The sequence below is a fragment of the Paenibacillus alba genome (assembly GCF_013204855.1).
Lineage (GTDB): Bacteria > Bacillota > Bacilli > Paenibacillales > NBRC-103111 > Paenibacillus_E > Paenibacillus_E alba.
Genome location: NZ_JABMKZ010000003.1, coordinates 648,361 through 664,131, shown reverse-complemented (window position 1 = coordinate 664,131; position 15,771 = coordinate 648,361). Strand labels below are relative to the sequence as shown.

General features: G+C 45.0%; 14 protein-coding genes. All 14 read right to left on the bottom strand.

From position 1 onward, the window contains the following. Nucleotides 1–3: 3 nt before the first annotated feature. The 14 genes from yfmF to HQN90_RS06630 all read right to left on the bottom strand — a co-directional run bounded on the left by yfmF (nucleotide 4) and on the right by HQN90_RS06630 (nucleotide 15,663). A complete protein-coding gene (gene yfmF, locus HQN90_RS06695; protein WP_173216996.1) occupies nucleotides 4–1,284 on the bottom strand; it encodes an EF-P 5-aminopentanol modification-associated protein YfmF in 1,281 nt (426 codons plus the stop codon). Between the two features lie 101 nt (nucleotides 1,285–1,385). Then, a complete protein-coding gene (sleB, locus tag HQN90_RS06690; protein WP_173216995.1) occupies nucleotides 1,386–2,174 on the bottom strand; it encodes a spore cortex-lytic enzyme in 789 nt (262 codons plus the stop codon). Between the two features lie 124 nt (nucleotides 2,175–2,298). Then, complete coding sequence (locus tag HQN90_RS06685) at nucleotides 2,299–4,857, bottom strand: DNA translocase FtsK (protein WP_338042282.1); 2,559 nt, start codon at nucleotides 4,855–4,857, stop codon at nucleotides 2,299–2,301. Nucleotides 4,858–4,921: 64 nt separating this feature from the next. Continuing rightward, nucleotides 4,922–5,161: a YlzJ-like family protein gene (locus HQN90_RS06680; protein WP_173216993.1), complete on the bottom strand. Its 240-nt coding sequence runs from the start codon at nucleotides 5,159–5,161 to the stop codon at nucleotides 4,922–4,924. Beyond that, the gene (locus HQN90_RS06675) at nucleotides 5,158–5,892 is read right to left on the bottom strand and encodes a ClpP family protease (RefSeq protein WP_079408985.1); all 735 of its coding nucleotides are present in this window, start codon (nucleotides 5,890–5,892) and stop codon (nucleotides 5,158–5,160) included. The genes HQN90_RS06680 and HQN90_RS06675 overlap by 4 nt, the downstream gene beginning before the upstream one ends. 190 nt (nucleotides 5,893–6,082) lie before the next feature. Next, complete coding sequence (locus tag HQN90_RS06670; RefSeq protein WP_079408984.1) at nucleotides 6,083–7,759, bottom strand: ribonuclease J; 1,677 nt, start codon at nucleotides 7,757–7,759, stop codon at nucleotides 6,083–6,085. 169 nt (nucleotides 7,760–7,928) lie between these two features. Then, nucleotides 7,929–8,792, bottom strand: coding sequence for a 4-hydroxy-tetrahydrodipicolinate synthase (gene dapA / locus HQN90_RS06665; RefSeq protein ID WP_173216992.1), 864 nt, complete (start codon nucleotides 8,790–8,792; stop codon nucleotides 7,929–7,931). Nucleotides 8,793–8,818: 26 nt separating this feature from the next. After that, complete coding sequence (gene dapG, locus HQN90_RS06660) at nucleotides 8,819–10,036, bottom strand: aspartate kinase (protein ID WP_173216991.1); 1,218 nt, start codon at nucleotides 10,034–10,036, stop codon at nucleotides 8,819–8,821. A 47-nt stretch (nucleotides 10,037–10,083) separates the two neighbouring features. Next, complete coding sequence (locus HQN90_RS06655; protein ID WP_173216990.1) at nucleotides 10,084–11,121, bottom strand: aspartate-semialdehyde dehydrogenase; 1,038 nt, start codon at nucleotides 11,119–11,121, stop codon at nucleotides 10,084–10,086. 35 nt (nucleotides 11,122–11,156) lie between these two features. Further along, nucleotides 11,157–11,750, bottom strand: coding sequence for a dipicolinate synthase subunit B (locus HQN90_RS06650; protein ID WP_079408980.1), 594 nt, complete (start codon nucleotides 11,748–11,750; stop codon nucleotides 11,157–11,159). Next, the gene (gene dpsA / locus HQN90_RS06645; protein ID WP_173216989.1) at nucleotides 11,747–12,646 is read right to left on the bottom strand and encodes a dipicolinate synthase subunit DpsA; all 900 of its coding nucleotides are present in this window, start codon (nucleotides 12,644–12,646) and stop codon (nucleotides 11,747–11,749) included. Before dpsA ends, HQN90_RS06650 begins: the two co-directional genes overlap by 4 nt. Before the next feature lie 158 nt (nucleotides 12,647–12,804). Continuing rightward, the gene (gene dut, locus HQN90_RS06640) at nucleotides 12,805–13,260 is read right to left on the bottom strand and encodes a dUTP diphosphatase (protein ID WP_275942529.1); all 456 of its coding nucleotides are present in this window, start codon (nucleotides 13,258–13,260) and stop codon (nucleotides 12,805–12,807) included. Continuing rightward, the gene (locus HQN90_RS06635; protein ID WP_173216988.1) at nucleotides 13,247–14,503 is read right to left on the bottom strand and encodes an insulinase family protein; all 1,257 of its coding nucleotides are present in this window, start codon (nucleotides 14,501–14,503) and stop codon (nucleotides 13,247–13,249) included. Before HQN90_RS06635 ends, dut begins: the two co-directional genes overlap by 14 nt. Nucleotides 14,504–14,610: 107 nt before the next feature. Further along, the gene (locus tag HQN90_RS06630; RefSeq protein ID WP_173216987.1) at nucleotides 14,611–15,663 is read right to left on the bottom strand and encodes a polysaccharide deacetylase family protein; all 1,053 of its coding nucleotides are present in this window, start codon (nucleotides 15,661–15,663) and stop codon (nucleotides 14,611–14,613) included. Nucleotides 15,664–15,771: the final 108 nt, after the last annotated feature.

The following is a 15,771-nucleotide window of genomic DNA, read 5'->3' as shown; positions in this document are numbered from 1 at the left end:
GGTCTACTCTCCCTTCTGATCCCGTAAGAAGTATATCGTGTCCAGTTGAACGCGTTTAGCGGCTTCGGCAATAGCGGCAACATCAACCTGCTCCACAGCTTCAATCAGACCTGGAACTGTTCTTTCTTTGCCTGACAAAATCGCATTAAAGTCAAAAGAAATCAGTTCAAATGCCGAATCTTGAATTTCACGAAGCTGATTCGATATCATCGCTCGTGTTTGGCTCAGTTCGATCTCATTGATATCCCCTTGTTCCATGGCTGTAAGCTGCTTGCGAATGATATCTACCGCTTTCTCATAATTGGCCATCTCGATGCCTGATTGGATCGTCAAGATTCCCTTATGTCCATCAAAACGTGAAGAGGCGTAATAAGCTAAACTGGCTTTCTCACGAACATTAATAAATAACTTGGAGTGCGGATATCCACCGAGGACTCCGTTATACATAAGTGCTACTGGATACTTCTCATCCCGATAGGAAAGGTTCGTACGCAAGCCCATGTTTAGTTTCCCTTGATTAACATCCAAGCGTTCTACAACGATCTTCACTTCGCCAATAGCTCCACGCGGCGCGGAAGTTACATAAGTAACATCCTCTTGGCGTTCAATCGAGAATGCCCGCTTCACGATGTCCTCAACCTCAGATAGTGTTGTATTCCCTACAACATAAATATCTAGAGGAGCAGTCTGAAGCCACTGTTTATATTGTTCGTAAAGCTGCTCCGGATTGATATGGTCGAGGTCCGTAATTTTACCGAGGGGATGCAAGCGATACGGATCGTCGCTGCACATTTCTTCGATGCAACGTTCTGCCGCGTAACGAATTTTATCGTTAATGACGGATTCTATCCGCTTTTGCAGCGTCTGTTTCTCGGAATCTACATATTTCCCGCGGAAATGTCCATTCTCAAGGGCCGGGCGCGTCAATGTTTCGCCAACAAAATCTAATCCTTGCTGTAACAAGGATTGTGCAGACTTCACAAACCGGTCATTGATGATATCCATGCGCATCTGCACAATTTGATAATCCCCACGCTTGTAAATATCAAAACCGAAGCCGGCTCCATATAAATCATCCAAATGCTCTCGAAATTGCTTCGTTTCCGGTCGTAATTCTGTGCCTCTACGCAGAACAAAAGGCGTTAACGCCGTATTCGTAACTGTTGCTTCCTCTAAGGGACGACCTATGTACACAGAAATCGCAAACGTTTTAAATCGATCTGTCGGCAGTACATGCAACCGAATATGATTCCATGTACGGCGCTCAAATTGGTTATGCTTCAAAGGTCTGTCTCCCTTCTACTTCCATGATATACACCCATTATATTCCTATACGAAGAGGAGAAGCAACCAAAGCTGGTTCCTTCTCCTTGTCCACCGTTAAATTATTTACAAAAAATATGCTTGCCAATATTCTTGACCTGTGGTCTGCTCCAGATCCATTTCGAAGTTGCTGTCACCGGGTTAAAGTAGTAAATACAGCCCCCCGTTGGATCCCAACCTCCTAAAGCATCTCTAACTGCTTTTTTCGTTGATTCATTCGGAGTTAACCAAATTTGACCATCGGCTACTGCCGTGAACGCGCCTGGTTGAAAAATCACACCCGAAACCGTATTAGGAAAGCTCGCCGATTTCACACGATTCAGAATAACCGCCGCTACCGCCACTTGTCCTACGTAAGGCTCTCCACGAGCCTCCCCATGAACCGCATTAGCCATGAGATTAATATCCTGCTCGGACAAGCCTAAGTTATTCGAGGGCACCAGGTTTGCTGGTTTTTGATCAGAAGCTGTTTGATCAGAGCCACTGCTGCCAGAACTGCCGCTACCGCCAGTAGTCGGAGCCGTTGGCCTCCAGTTTTTCGTAGCTTCCCATAACCGAAGCTTCGTTTTGGGACCTACAATACCATCAACGGTCATTCCGAACTCGCCTTGGAATCGTTTCACAGCCGTTAACGTCTTATACCCGTAATCTCCGTCTATACTGCCATTATAAAAGCCAATGAACTTCAATCTTCCTTGCAGCTCGTTGACATCTGACCCTGTGGCACCATAACGTACTTCATTTTTACTAAACGTTTCTTCTGCTGGCGGATTGAATTTTCCCTTCAACTGAAAAGCGACAACAAGTACGAAAACAATACAAAAGGTAAGTACAATTAATCGTTTATTCATTCCCCTTCTCAACCTCACTTTTCAAATTACAGCCTTTTCTTGCTTATTATGAGAAAGGGAGTCTCGGATTATACAAATAAAAACACTCTCCTGAGGAGAGTGTTTGTCTTCAGCCATATTTGAGTTAAGAACTCATACGATTATGGTGATATTGTTCAATAGACATCAGGACCTCACGGGGTTTGCTTCCCTCATAAGGACCTACAACGCCTTTAGCTTCCATGGCATCCACTAGTCTGGCTGCACGTGTATAACCAACTCTCATTCGCCGCTGAAGCAGAGAAACAGAAGCTTGCTTGGCTTCGAGCACAATTTGAACAGCTTGATCATACAGCTCGTCCTCAAATTCATTCTGCTGCTCCGGCATTTCTTCCACGTGCGGAACCATTTCTTCTTGATAGTTAGCCTGCTCTTGAGTACGTACAAAGCCTACAACATGCTCAACCTCTTGGTCAGACAAAAATGCCCCCTGCACCCGAACCGGTTTGGATGCGCCTACAGGCAAGTAAAGCATATCGCCACGGCCAAGCAGCTTCTCCGCGCCAACCATATCCAGAATCGTTCGTGAATCCACTTGAGAGGATACTCCGAAAGCGATACGTGAAGGGATGTTAGCTTTGATGACCCCAGTGATAACGTCAACGGAAGGTCGTTGGGTTGCAATGATTAAGTGGATACCTGCAGCACGCGCCATTTGAGCAAGACGACAGATCGAGTCTTCCACGTCATTCGCCGCAACCATCATTAAATCAGCCAACTCGTCCACAATGACGACATAGTAAGGCAATGGAGCTGCGGTCCCGCTCTCTACTAGCATGGCGTTGTAACCCTCGATATTCCGGGTGCCGCTCTTCGAGAAGAGCTCGTAGCGCTTTTCCATCTCGACGACAACTTTCTTCAGAGCAAGAGATGCTCGGCGTGGATCCGTCACAACCGGAGCCAATAGATGCGGAATGCCATTATAAACATTCAGCTCTACCATCTTCGGATCGATCATGAGAAATTTCACTTCATTTGGCTTTGCTTTATACAAAATACTCGTAATGATCCCGTTAATACATACGGATTTACCTGATCCTGTTGCACCGGCTACAAGCAAATGGGGCATTCTCGCCAAATTGCCGACGATCGGTTGACCAGAAATATCACGCCCTAAGACGACCGACAGACGGGAGCTTGATTCTTGAAATGCTGACGTTTCCATAACTTCGCGCATCGTTACAACGGAAACTTCCAGATTCGGCACTTCGATGCCGATGGCTGCTTTACCTGGAATCGGCGCTTCCATCCGGATATCCTTAGCAGCTAGCGCCAAAGCAATATCATCCGTCAGAGATACAATTCGGCTGACCTTTACCCCAACGTCAGGCTGTATCTCGTAGCGTGTGACTGCCGGTCCTCTGACGACCTCGAGCACCTTAGCACGGACGCCAAAGCTCTCTAACGTTGCTTCAAGTTTTCTTGCGTTTGCTTTGTAGTCCGACATTTCACTGCCTTTGCCAACGGCTGGCTTAGCAAGTAAATCAAGGGAAGGCATTTCATAAGGCCGCGTTTGGACAATTGGCGCGTTCTCTTGAAATTCCAACGTAATTGGCTCGTCATCCTGTCCTTCTACAGCACCTTTGGCTGTTTGCGGCATGGCAGGCTGACTTGGTATTGAAGCTGCCGATGGTTGAACAACCTGCTGAGCTTCTTGAAACACTTGCTCTTGAAAGTCCCGAATAATCGGTGTGACAGGCTGATCCTCATGCTCCGCTGCTGATTCCGCTTGTGCGCCAGGTGTTTGGTAGACAACCTTCTCCTCCACACCCTCATCATTCGCCTCATTCAAATCAGTATCCATCTCGGACTCGTTCTCTTTAGCCGCTGATTTCTTCCGACCTTCTTTTATCGGACGAAGCAGTTCCATTAATATCGGTGATTTCTTTGTTCGTTTTACGGGTTGGAACACTTCTTCATCAAATTCATCATCAACGGGTACGTAAACGGATTTCTTGGCTTTCCTTTCACTTGCACCGGCTGTAGCTGCCTGAGGTTGTCTTGCATCACGATCCTGCAGCCATTCTTTCATCCTGTCCTTAAAATTCTGGCCGACATTACTGAAACGGCCCCTAATGACATTGCCGATATCTACATAAGAAATCCCTGTTGCTAGGATAAAGCCCATAACAAATAGAGCATATTGAATCAATCTTGCACCTAAATAATCAAACAAGAAATACAAAATGCTATACAGCACAGCCCCTACCATACCGCCGCCGATTCCATATTCCAATGCCGCTCTTCCAGCCTCTGTAGGATTCAGCCCTTCCAACATGGCTTCCCAGGTCGAAGAGATGATCTTACCCGATGCAAAACCGCCATCAGGGTACAGCTGAGCAAATAAATCAATTTGATTTTTGATCAAGAGACCAAGAATAAACAGTAAGATGCCCGCCTTCTTAACTGTGACCAATTCTGGCCACGCTCTCTTAATCATTGCATATAGGGCTATGTATATGAAAATCAACGGAATTAACGAGTACCACGTTCCCACAAAAAAGCGGAAAAGATAAATCAACGAATTCCCAACATGCCCTTGATGAGCAAGTGCAATTACAGAGAATATCAAAATGAGAATACCGTATAATTCGAATAACAAGCTCGTTTTTATAGGCTTGCCTTTTTTCTTGCGTTTCGCCACGCTTGTCACCCCCGAGTCCACATTATACCATATTGGACTTGAGTGATGATACAGGAACAGCGCTTTAAATAGGTAAATGCTTCTCCGCCACAGGACTATAAGAAATAATAGTGCCAGGGGCATATTGATTGTTCAAATAATCCTGAGGATTGCAGCTGTACAATCGAACGATCCGTGCCTGAAACCCATCGATCGGTTCTATCTGCATAGAAATCCCCCCTTGCTCCACCTCTAAATATTTCGGAGCGTACGATTCCATCCCATCAAAAATAACTTCCATGGGGACGACCGAGTAATGGATCATTGCACCAAACCTCCACCTGAAGAAGCTTTCTTGTCTTCTATCCGTTTATTCAGCTCTCGAATTGCATCTCCAATGCCGCCTACTTGATCAATCAGACCATATTTCACCGCATCAATGCCAATAACTGTTGTCCCGATGTCTCTTGTTAGCTCCCCCGTCTTGAACATGAGTTCTTTAAACTTTTCCTCAGTGACATTGGAATGTTTCGTAACGAATCGAACGACACGTTCCTGCATTTTATCCAAATACTCAAATGTTTGCGGCACCCCAATAATGAGACCATTTAATCGGATGGGATGGATGGTCATCGTCGCGGTTTCCGCGATGATGGAATAATTCGCTGATACCGCGATCGGAACCCCTATACTGTGCCCTCCCCCTAGTACCAAGGCAATCGTAGGTTTGGATAGTGTCGCTACCATTTCCGCTATCGCCAACCCTGCTTCAACGTCTCCTCCCACAGTATTGAGGATAATCATGACACCTTCAATTTTCGGATTTTGTTCCGCCGCGACGAGCTGAGGAATCAAATGCTCGTATTTGGTCGTCTTATTTTGCGGCGGGAGTACGATGTGCCCTTCGACTTGTCCAATAATGGTTAGACAAAAAATATTAGATTCGCCTGAAAGCGTATTGGTTTGACCTAACTGTTGAATATTCTCAAGGATAGGGTTCTTTTTCCCCTCCTCGGTTTCCGGCTCCTGCTGTTTCGGTCCTGTTGGCTCTGCCATCGTTAGTCCCCCTTATCGTACTGCTATTGTAAACTGGATTCATAAGCATGTACGGATCATAATCTCCCATAGTATGAATAAATTTGCCAGCTTTCATGCATCGAATCCCCCTTCAAAACAAATGAAAAAAACCCTCTCCAGCAAAGGAGAGGGTTTTACTATTTGCATAGGTTCAAGTGACTGTTCGAGCCTAGACTTCCATGATAATTGGAAGGATCATTGGTCTTCTTCTGGTTTGTTCATATAAAAAACGTCCGAGAACATCTTTGACATTTGTTTTTAAAGATGCCCATTCATTTACATTTTCGTTCATAAGTTTCGTTAATGTATTCGTTACGATACGATTGGCTTCTTCCAAGAGGCCCTCAGACTCGCGTACATAGACGAATCCGCGTGAGATGATATCCGGTCCGGATAAAATTTTGCCATCTTGTTTGCTGAGTGTAACGACAACCACAAGAATACCGTCTTGCGACAATAACTTCCGATCACGCAACACAATGTTGCCTACATCTCCAACGCCCAGTCCATCGATCAAAATGTTGCCGCTTTGAACTTTGGAACCTTTACGAGCAGCGCCATTTTGAATTTCGACAGTGTCGCCAATATCGCACATAAAAATATCTTCTTTAGGAATACCGACAGATTCGGCAAGAATGGCGTGTTGACGCAGCATGCGATATTCGCCATGAATCGGAATAAAATACTTAGGCTTTATCAGATTGAGCATTAATTTCAATTCTTCTTGGCTGCCGTGACCCGATACGTGAACCCCAGTAACAGAACCTGGGCCGTAAATGACGTTAGCGCCAATTCGGAATAGCTCATCAACTGTGCGACCTACATAACGCTCGTTACCCGGAATCGGAGTTGCCGCAATAATGACCGTATCACCTGGCAAAATATCAATTTTGCGGTGAGTGGAACGCGCCATTCTTGTGAGAGCAGACATTGGCTCTCCTTGGCTTCCTGTAGAAAGGATAACAACGCGGTCAGCAGCAAGCTTGTTTACTTCCTCTGGCTCAATCAACATACCATCTGGAATGTGCAAGTACCCTAACTCGCTAGCGATGGAAACGACATTAACCATACTACGACCAATTACTGTTACTTTACGATTTGTTGCTGCGGCAGCATCAAACACCTGTTGAACACGGTGAATGTTCGATGCGAATGTCGCAATAACAACTCTTTGCTTAGCTTTACGGAATACTTCTTCAATTTCAATCCCTACACTGCGCTCGGATCCTGTGTAACCAGGACGTTCCGCATTGGTGCTATCTGAAAGCAAGGCAAGTACGCCCTTCTTCCCGATTTCTGCCATGCGATGCAAGTCGGCGTATTGATCGTTCACAGGTGTTTGATCAAACTTAAAGTCTCCAGTATGAACAACAACACCCTCTGGTGTATCCAGAGCCACCCCGACAGAGTCAGGAATACTGTGATTCGTTTTGAAGAAAGATGCTGTAAGAACACCTAAGGAAAGAACGGATTCCGAGTTAATCAGAATTCTGTTCGTAGTTCCAAGCAAATTCGCTTCCTTCAGTTTAGCTTCGATAAGTCCCATGGTTAATTTAGTGGCATACAAGGGAACATTAAGGTGCTTCAACACATAAGGTAAGCCGCCGATGTGATCTTCATGGCCATGCGTGATAATGATTCCGCGTACTTTATCCCGATTCTCTGTTAAGTACCCGATATCCGGAATGACAATGTCAATCCCCAGCATGTCCTCCTCTGGAAATTTCAATCCACTATCAATGACGATGATATCGTTCGCATACTGAACGCAATACATATTTTTTCCGATTTCGCCCACGCCGCCAAGAGCGAAGATCAAAAGTTTATCAATATTTTTTTTGGACAAGAATATACCTCCTTCTTAGATTGGACGACGAATTTTAAATGAAAAACCGAACTAGTCACTTGCAACCATTATACATGAAAAAAAACTACAAATACAAGTTAATACCGATTACATTAGTTTCCCCAAAAAAAGAAAACCGATGCCGGAAGCACCGATTCATTAGGCGTTATCATACAAAAAGTGATTGGATGAATTGTCCTTCTTGCTCGGATACGCGAACCAACGGAAGTCTTACGCCTCCTGTTTGAATGCCTTTCAGTGCAAGAGCATGCTTAATTGGCGCAGGACTCGGTACACGGAAGATGCCAGTAAAAACAGGATGGAGCTTACGATGTAGTTCAGCAGCTTGCTGAACGTTGCCTTCTAAATAATACTTTATCATAGATTGCATTTCTTTTCCAATCACATGACTCGCAACACTGATAATTCCTTGGCAGCCAACCGCTAAAGCCGGCAAAGCACTACTGTCATCCCCGCTATATACAAGGAATCCAGGAGCTGCTTCAGCCACAATGCGAGTCAACTGATCCGTATTGGCGCAATCTTTGGTTGCAACAATATTCGAAATATGAGAAAGACGAATAGTCGTCTCCGCATCCAAATTGACACCTGTGCGTCCAGGCACGTTATACAAAATAACGGCTGTCTGAACAGACTCAGCCACTGCTTTGAAATGTTGGAATAACCCTTCCTGAGACGGACGGTTATAGTAAGGAGCAACGATGAGTATACCATCGACACCCAGCTTCTCTACCTTTTGAGAAAAATGTATGGTGTGTGCGGTGTCATTACTTCCAGTTCCTGCGATAATTTTGCAGCGGCCGCGTGTGTAACGAACGGATAATTCAATAAGTTTAAGTTTCTCATCGTCTGTTAATGTAGGCGCCTCTCCAGTGGTACCGCAAATAACAAGGCTATCTGATTGTTGTTCTTCAATCAAATAGTTGATAAGTGGTTCTACTTGGTCCCAATTGACTTGCAATTGCTCATCAAACGGAGTGACCATTGCTGTGATTACTCTTCCAAAATCCACCGTTTACACCTCCAGAATCTTCTGTTTTACTTGGATAAATTAAATTTATGATGTAATGCTTTAACGGATTTAATCATATCTTCGCCTTGAACAAGCACCCAAATCGTCGTATTGGAATCGGCTGACTGAAGGATACGGATATCTTCTACAGTTAAAGCTTCAACAATATGAGCCATAATCCCTGGAACACCGTTCATTCCACCGCCAATGACAGAAACTTTCGCACAACCACTCATTGCCTTCGGCTCGTAGCCTTGACCCCTCAGCAGCTTAAGCGCTCTGTCTGCTTCATAATCAAATACCGTATATACGACGGCGGATGGATTCACGTTTATAAAATCAACACTGATTTGGTGCTGAGCCATTGTCTTGAATACACGAAGCTGAAGGTCGAAGTGACCTTCTACAGCAGCAACCTGAATCTGTGTGATATTCGTAAAATGAGCAATTCCTGTTACGAAGCGATCTCTTACTTGGTTGGGTTCACTTGGCAAACTGTCAGAAGCGGTGACCAAGGTCCCTTCGTCTTTGGAAAATGTGGAGCGAACGCGTATAGGAATATTCGCCTGCATCGCAACCTCAACAGCACGAGGATGTATGACCTTCGCCCCATTATGAGCCATATTGCAGATTTCTGCAAAGCTCACACGAACTAAAGGTTTGGCGTCTTCAACAATTCTTGGATCCGCTGTCATGATCCCATTCACGTCTGTAAAAATATCAACGATTTCAGCCTTAAGCGCCGCACCAAGAGCCGTAGCCGAAGTATCACTACCGCCACGACCTAAGGTTGTCAGCTCATTTTGGCTTGATTTGCCTTGAAACCCAGTAACAATAACAACCTGATCTTGCTCCAATAATTCAAGAATCCGATTAGGCTGCATGGCGATAATCTTGGCGTTGCCGTATTCCTCATTCGTCTGAATGCCAGCTTGCCCACCAGTCAAAACAGTTGATCGAATGCCTCTTGCTTGTAAAAGACTGCACAAATGCACTGCAGAGATTAATTCTCCGCAGCCCATGAGCATATCGAGTTCCCTCGCTGGCAGCCCCTCTCCGTTCTTTCGAACTAGATCAAGGAGCGTATCCGTCGCATAGGGTTCTCCTTTTCTTCCCATCGCAGATACCACAACAACTAACTTATAGGGATAGCTTAGTGCGTCTTGAATATGTCCAATAACGTGTTCTCTAGCAGATGCCGTGGAAAGCGAAGTACCTCCGAATTTTTGAACAAGGATTCGCATGAGTTTCCCCCATATTCACTGCATGTTGAACATCGCAGTATGCTGATTTATTGCTCTATAGCAATATATTCAGCAATTTGTACAGCATTCCAAGCTGCACCCTTTAGCAGATTATCTGAAACAATCCACATATTTAGCGCTTTAGGGTTGCTTAGATCGCGGCGTACACGTCCAACGAAAGTTTCCAATTTACCGGCTGCATCCGTTGCAAGAGGATACTGCTGCTCGGCCGGATTGTCAACAAGAACAATTCCTGGCGCATTAGCAAGCAGCGTTTTGACTTCTTCGATATCGAAGTCCTCTTTTAATTCCACATAAACAGATTCGGAATGTCCGTAAACAACAGGAATTCGAACACAAGTTGCTGTAACTTCAATGGACTCATCGCCCATAATCTTTTTGGTTTCAAGAATCATTTTCATTTCTTCATTTGTAAAACCATTATCTAGAAACTTGTCGATTTGCGGAATCGCATTAAAAGCGATTTGGTGTTTCACCGGCAATGAGCCAACAGGCAAAATGTCAGGTTTGGCATCGTTGCCTGCTAACACTTCTTTGGACTGTCTCAACATTTCGTTAATCGCTTTGGCACCAGCGCCGGATACGGCTTGATACGTAGAAACAATTACCCGAGAAATGCCGTAACGGTCATATAACGGCTTCAATGCGGCTACCATTTGGATGGTGGAGCAATTCGGATTCGCAATGATTCCTTTGTGCTCGTTGATTTTCTCAACGTTGACTTCTGGGACAACCAAAGGTGTATCTGGATCCATACGGTACGCACTTGTATTGTCAATACAGATCGTACCTGCTTCAACGGCATGAGGTGCTAATGCCTTCGTTACATCCCCGCCCGCGCTAAATAACGCAATGTCCACGCCTTGGAAGCTCTCTGGGGTTGCTTCTTGAACGACAATATCTTGACCTTTGAAAGGCAGCTTTACCCCAGCTGAACGGGCCGATGAAAGTAATTTTAATTCCTTAATGGGGAAATTCCGTTCTTCTAATAGTCGGATGATTTGTTCCCCTACAGCGCCTGTAGCGCCTACAACGGCAACATTAAAAAGCTTCTGGTTGGACATATGCTGGTCTCTCCCCTTCAAGAATTATCTATGCATTAATATTGAAATCTCTCAATAATCATGGGTTGCAATTGCTTACCTTCCAAAGCCGCTTCACATGCTTCCATAATCAAGTCCATACGAGCAACCAACGAATTTGGCTTCGCTCCAGGGGCGTCTTGACCATAAGGAACAAAATAAATGTTTTTGGTGGTAAGAAGCTTTGCAATATTCATCGCATTTAGACCAAGTCCATCGTTGGTGGAAATAGCTAAAACGAGTGGCCGCAAATTTCTCATTTGCGCCTTGGCTGCCATCAATACAGGACTTTCTGTCATTGCATTTGCTAGTTTACTAGTCGTATTCCCTGTGCATGGCGCAATGACCATGACATCAAGCAGCTTGGAAGGGCCTAGTGGTTCCGCAGCTACAATGGTAGAAATAATATCATTCCCTGTAATATCCTTGATTTGCTGCTGCCAATCGGCAGATTTGCCAAAACGTGTGTCCGTTGTCATAACCGTATTGGAAACAATAGGGATCACCCGAGCACCTGCATCTACAAATCTCTTAATCTGAGGCATGACTTCTTCCAGCGTACAGTGAGAACCGGTTAACGCGTAACCGACCGTTTTCCCTTGCCAATTCATTCCACATCGCTCCTGTCTTTGAAGTCTTCCTCGATCAGCTGACTAAGCGTGTTCGCCATGATGCGGCCAGCTGTTTTGGGGGCGACGATGCCAGGTAAACCGGGCGCCAGCATCGCTTTAATGCCTCTTTTCTCGGCAAATCGGAAGTCCGTTCCGCCGGGTTTGGAAGCCAAATCGATGATGAGCGCGCGATGCGGGATATTGGTAATAACTTGCGCTGTGACTATCATAGTCGGAATTGTGTTAAAAAGCAAGTCAATATTCCCCACTTCCGGGTACAAGTCTTTTGTATAAAAAGGCTGAAAACCCATCTCCCACGCCCTTGCAAAATGCTCTGGCTTCCTCACGCCAACCTTCACGGTTGCCCCTAATCCTTGCAATGTTTTGGCCATTGTAAAACCGGTGCGGCCAAACCCTAACACCATACAAACGGACCCATGAATGGTAATATCCGTATTCTGGATCGCCATCATAAGCGCGCCCTCAGCTGTCGGAATGGAGTTGTAAATGGCTACATCATCCCGTTCAAATAATTCAACGAGTTCAATGTTATGCGCAGCACAAAGCTTCTTCAGGAAGCTTTTGGCCATCCCTGTATACACCTTGGCATGTTTAGGCAGTGATGCCATGTGATCGTCTGTCAGCTTCATCTCTTCAGTCGAGAACACAGATTCCACTTGTCCTGAATCATCCGTACCTACAGCAGGCAATATCAGTACGTCCACTGTTTGCAGCAGATCAGGATTAAGCTTCGCACTGGAGACGCCGCTGAATTGCCTCCCGAGATTATCAAAGCCGATTAATGTCACTGTTGCGTCTAACTCCGTAAATTTCTGAATTACTTCTAGTTGCCGGGCGTCCCCGCCCATAAATGCAACCGAAATCCCAGTAAGCATTCTTGCTTACACCCCTTTCTCGGTCCGTTTCGATACGTTATAGTATGCGTTCGCCTAAAGATGGGTGCTATTCCTTTCTATACTTGATTGACAACAAATAAGACCACCTTCCGCTTGGAAGATGGTCTATGTTTCTTGATCTATGTGGCAAGCTCGGTTTAACGTCCTGTATGACCGAAACCGCCTGCTCCACGCACCGTTTCTGTTAATTCAGAAACTTCGGCAAGCTGGATTTGCGGCACAATCTGGAATACCATCTGAGCAATACGTTCATTCCGCCCGATCGTGAATGGCTCCTGACCGAGGTTAATCAGTAAAACCTTCACTTCACCGCGGTAATCAGCATCGATGGTTCCCGGAGAATTCAGCGTCGTAATGCCGTGTTTAAAAGCAAGGCCGCTTCGCGGGCGGATCTGCGCTTCCAATTCCGGCGGCATGCTGAGCGCAAAACCGGTTGGAATCAGCTTACGCTCTCCCGGAGCCAGCACAACTGGCTCACTAACGGCGGCATGCAGATCAAATCCACTGGCTGCCTCGGACATTTTTTGGGGCAGAAGGATATCTTCCTGACCGGCAACGCGTTTAATTTGGACTTCATATTTAGAGAGAGACAAGCTGATCCCTCCTGAAGCCGTTGATGACATCATCCGAATTTCCGACCATGGATAATGCAAAAGGTGTCGCGAACAAGGATTTCGTTAAAGCGCGAATATGTTCCATTTGAACGCTTTCGATGCGCTCAATCATTTCATCAAGACTATAATGCTTGCCTGTCATCAATTCATTTTTCCCGAAACGATTCATCCGGCTGCTCGTGCTCTCTAAGCTAAGTATCAAGCTGCCCTTCAGCTGCTCTTTGCCTTTCTTCAGTTCGGAATCCGTCATGCCTTTCAACGCAATATCTTGGAGGAGCTCCATCGTCACTTCAAGCACTTCTTGCGTTTGCTTCGGTGCTGTACCCGTATAGATTGTAAACATCCCACTATCGATATGGGAGGAGTGATACGAATACACCGAATAAGCGAGCCCGCGTTTTTCACGGATTTCTTGAAACAGCCTGGAACTCATGCCTCCGCCAATCGCGTTATTGAGAAGTACCATAGGATACAAGTTCTCCTCTTGCAGCGAAAGTCCGGGCAATGAGAGACAAATATGATTTTGTTCTGTTTTTTTGGCGTGGAAAATCAAATCACCAATGAAATCGGGCGCATCATAACTCGTTTCAACGCCTGCCGTTGCGAATTCACCAAAATGCTTCTCTATCAATTCCCGAACGCTATCGTCAATATTTCCAGCAATACTAAGTACCGTATTCTCTGTATTGTAATGCTGTTTCATATAGCTTCGGACATCATCGGATTTCATTTTGGACAGATTTTCTTCTGTCCCCAGAATGGTGTAGCCTAACGGATGTGAACCATAAGAAGCCTTCGCCAATAAATCGTGAACCAAATCGTCAGGCGTGTCTTCGTACATGGAAATTTCTTCGTAAATGACTTTCTTTTCTTTCTCCAACTCCCCTTCGTCAAAAGAGGAATGGAAAAACATGTCCGAGAGCACATCCATCGCAAGTGGCAGATGTTCATCTAACACTTTGGCATAATAGCAAGTGTATTCCTTCGATGTGAATGCATTCACATTCCCTCCGATACCATCGAAGATCTCAGCAATATCTTTCGCTGAATGACGCTCTGTCCCCTTAAACAGCATATGCTCAATGAAGTGCGAAATGCCGTTCAATTCTTGAGACTCATTGCGTGAGCCCGTCTTTACCCAAATTCCGAAAGTGACCGATCGAAATGTAGGAATTTCTTCCATGACGACTCGCAATCCATTATGTAAGCGGTATTTAATCACCAAGGTTCCTCCTCAAAATGTAGCACGTAAAATCCTATTCCCCAATTATACTTACTCAGTCTAACAAAAATGTGCCAACGACTCAACTTTGTGCCCTAATCACCCGTTTATTTCGTTAATTGACCCCCATCAGGGATCCTCTTAGAGGATAAAAGCTCCGATACTGTCCCCATGGTTAGTCCTTTATTCTTGATAACACGGATCATTCCAGCCAGTGCTTCTTTGGATGAAGAAGTTGGATGCATCAAAATTAAAGTACCTGGTTCAATGCTCGTAGTAAGCCGTTGAATAATTCGATCTGCTCCAGGATTTTTCCAATCGATGGTATCGAAGGTCCACAGTACGGTTTGCAAATGAAATTCAGAGGCTATTTGAACGGTTTCTTGATTAAAATATCCGGAAGGTGGTGCAAACAGCGTATTTTTCACACCTAATTGCTGCTTCAACAAATCTTCTGTTTTGGAAATCTCTTCTACCGCTTTGCTGCGACTTATATTTCTCATATCTTTATGCGAATACGCATGATTCGATATTTCATGGCCTTCGCTCTGTATCGTTTTGGCCATTTCTACGTTTTTCTTCAACCAAGAGCCATCAAAGAAAAAAGTCGCGTGTACATTTTCTTTGCGAAGTGTTTCTAAAATGCTCGGCAAATATTCATTGCCCCAGGCCACATTGATCATCAATGACGCCATCGGCTTTTTGGGATTTCCTTTAAACACAGGTGTCGGACCAAGATCGCTCAATTGAATAGCCGGCTCAACTTCTCTCATCACATAGTTAATCTTGCCAGGTGTGAGATGATGCTCGGCCAGCTTAAGCGTTTCATCGATATCGACTTCCAGTCCATTATAACCAGGTATCGCTTTCCATACGGGATCAATTCGTGCATTTATCGGGGCAATCCTGCGGTTTGCTGCTTCTTTATGGATTGTATCCATTAATTGCGAGGGGCTTAATTTGTTTTGTTTTTCTCCTTTGGAAGAACTCGCGGCAAATACAGGAAGCGCCTCTTCATCCTGCCAGTTGGTCTTCGTTACATAAGAAGATGGCTTATATTTCACAGTAAGAATATATGTTCCTATATCAGGAATAGTCTGAATGACGAGTAGAACCATGGCAAAAAAACTTCCAAGTAGAAGCCACTTTTTATAGAGCATGTCGAGGTCCCCCCATCCTTATTTCCTGATTTTATGCAGAAAAGGACAAGAATAGAACAAGCATGTCTATACCCAGGTAAAAGCAAAAAAGAGACAGATTGATCTGAC

Excerpts from the sequence above, each read along its gene's own strand:
- sleB (WP_173216995.1), bottom strand. The coding sequence starts at position 2,174 with ATGAATAAACGATTAATTGTACTTACCTTTTGTATTGTTTTCGTACTT.
- HQN90_RS06680 (WP_173216993.1), bottom strand. The coding sequence starts at position 5,161 with ATGATCCATTACTCGGTCGTCCCCATGGAAGTTATTTTTGATGGGATG.
- HQN90_RS06675 (WP_079408985.1), bottom strand. The coding sequence starts at position 5,892 with ATGGCAGAGCCAACAGGACCGAAACAGCAGGAGCCGGAAACCGAGGAG.
- dapG (WP_173216991.1), bottom strand. The coding sequence starts at position 10,036 with ATGCGAATCCTTGTTCAAAAATTCGGAGGTACTTCGCTTTCCACGGCA.
- HQN90_RS06655 (WP_173216990.1), bottom strand. The coding sequence starts at position 11,121 with ATGTCCAACCAGAAGCTTTTTAATGTTGCCGTTGTAGGCGCTACAGGC.
- HQN90_RS06650 (WP_079408980.1), bottom strand. The coding sequence starts at position 11,750 with ATGAATTGGCAAGGGAAAACGGTCGGTTACGCGTTAACCGGTTCTCAC.
- dpsA (WP_173216989.1), bottom strand. The coding sequence starts at position 12,646 with ATGCTTACTGGGATTTCGGTTGCATTTATGGGCGGGGACGCCCGGCAA.
- HQN90_RS06630 (WP_173216987.1), bottom strand. The coding sequence starts at position 15,663 with ATGCTCTATAAAAAGTGGCTTCTACTTGGAAGTTTTTTTGCCATGGTT.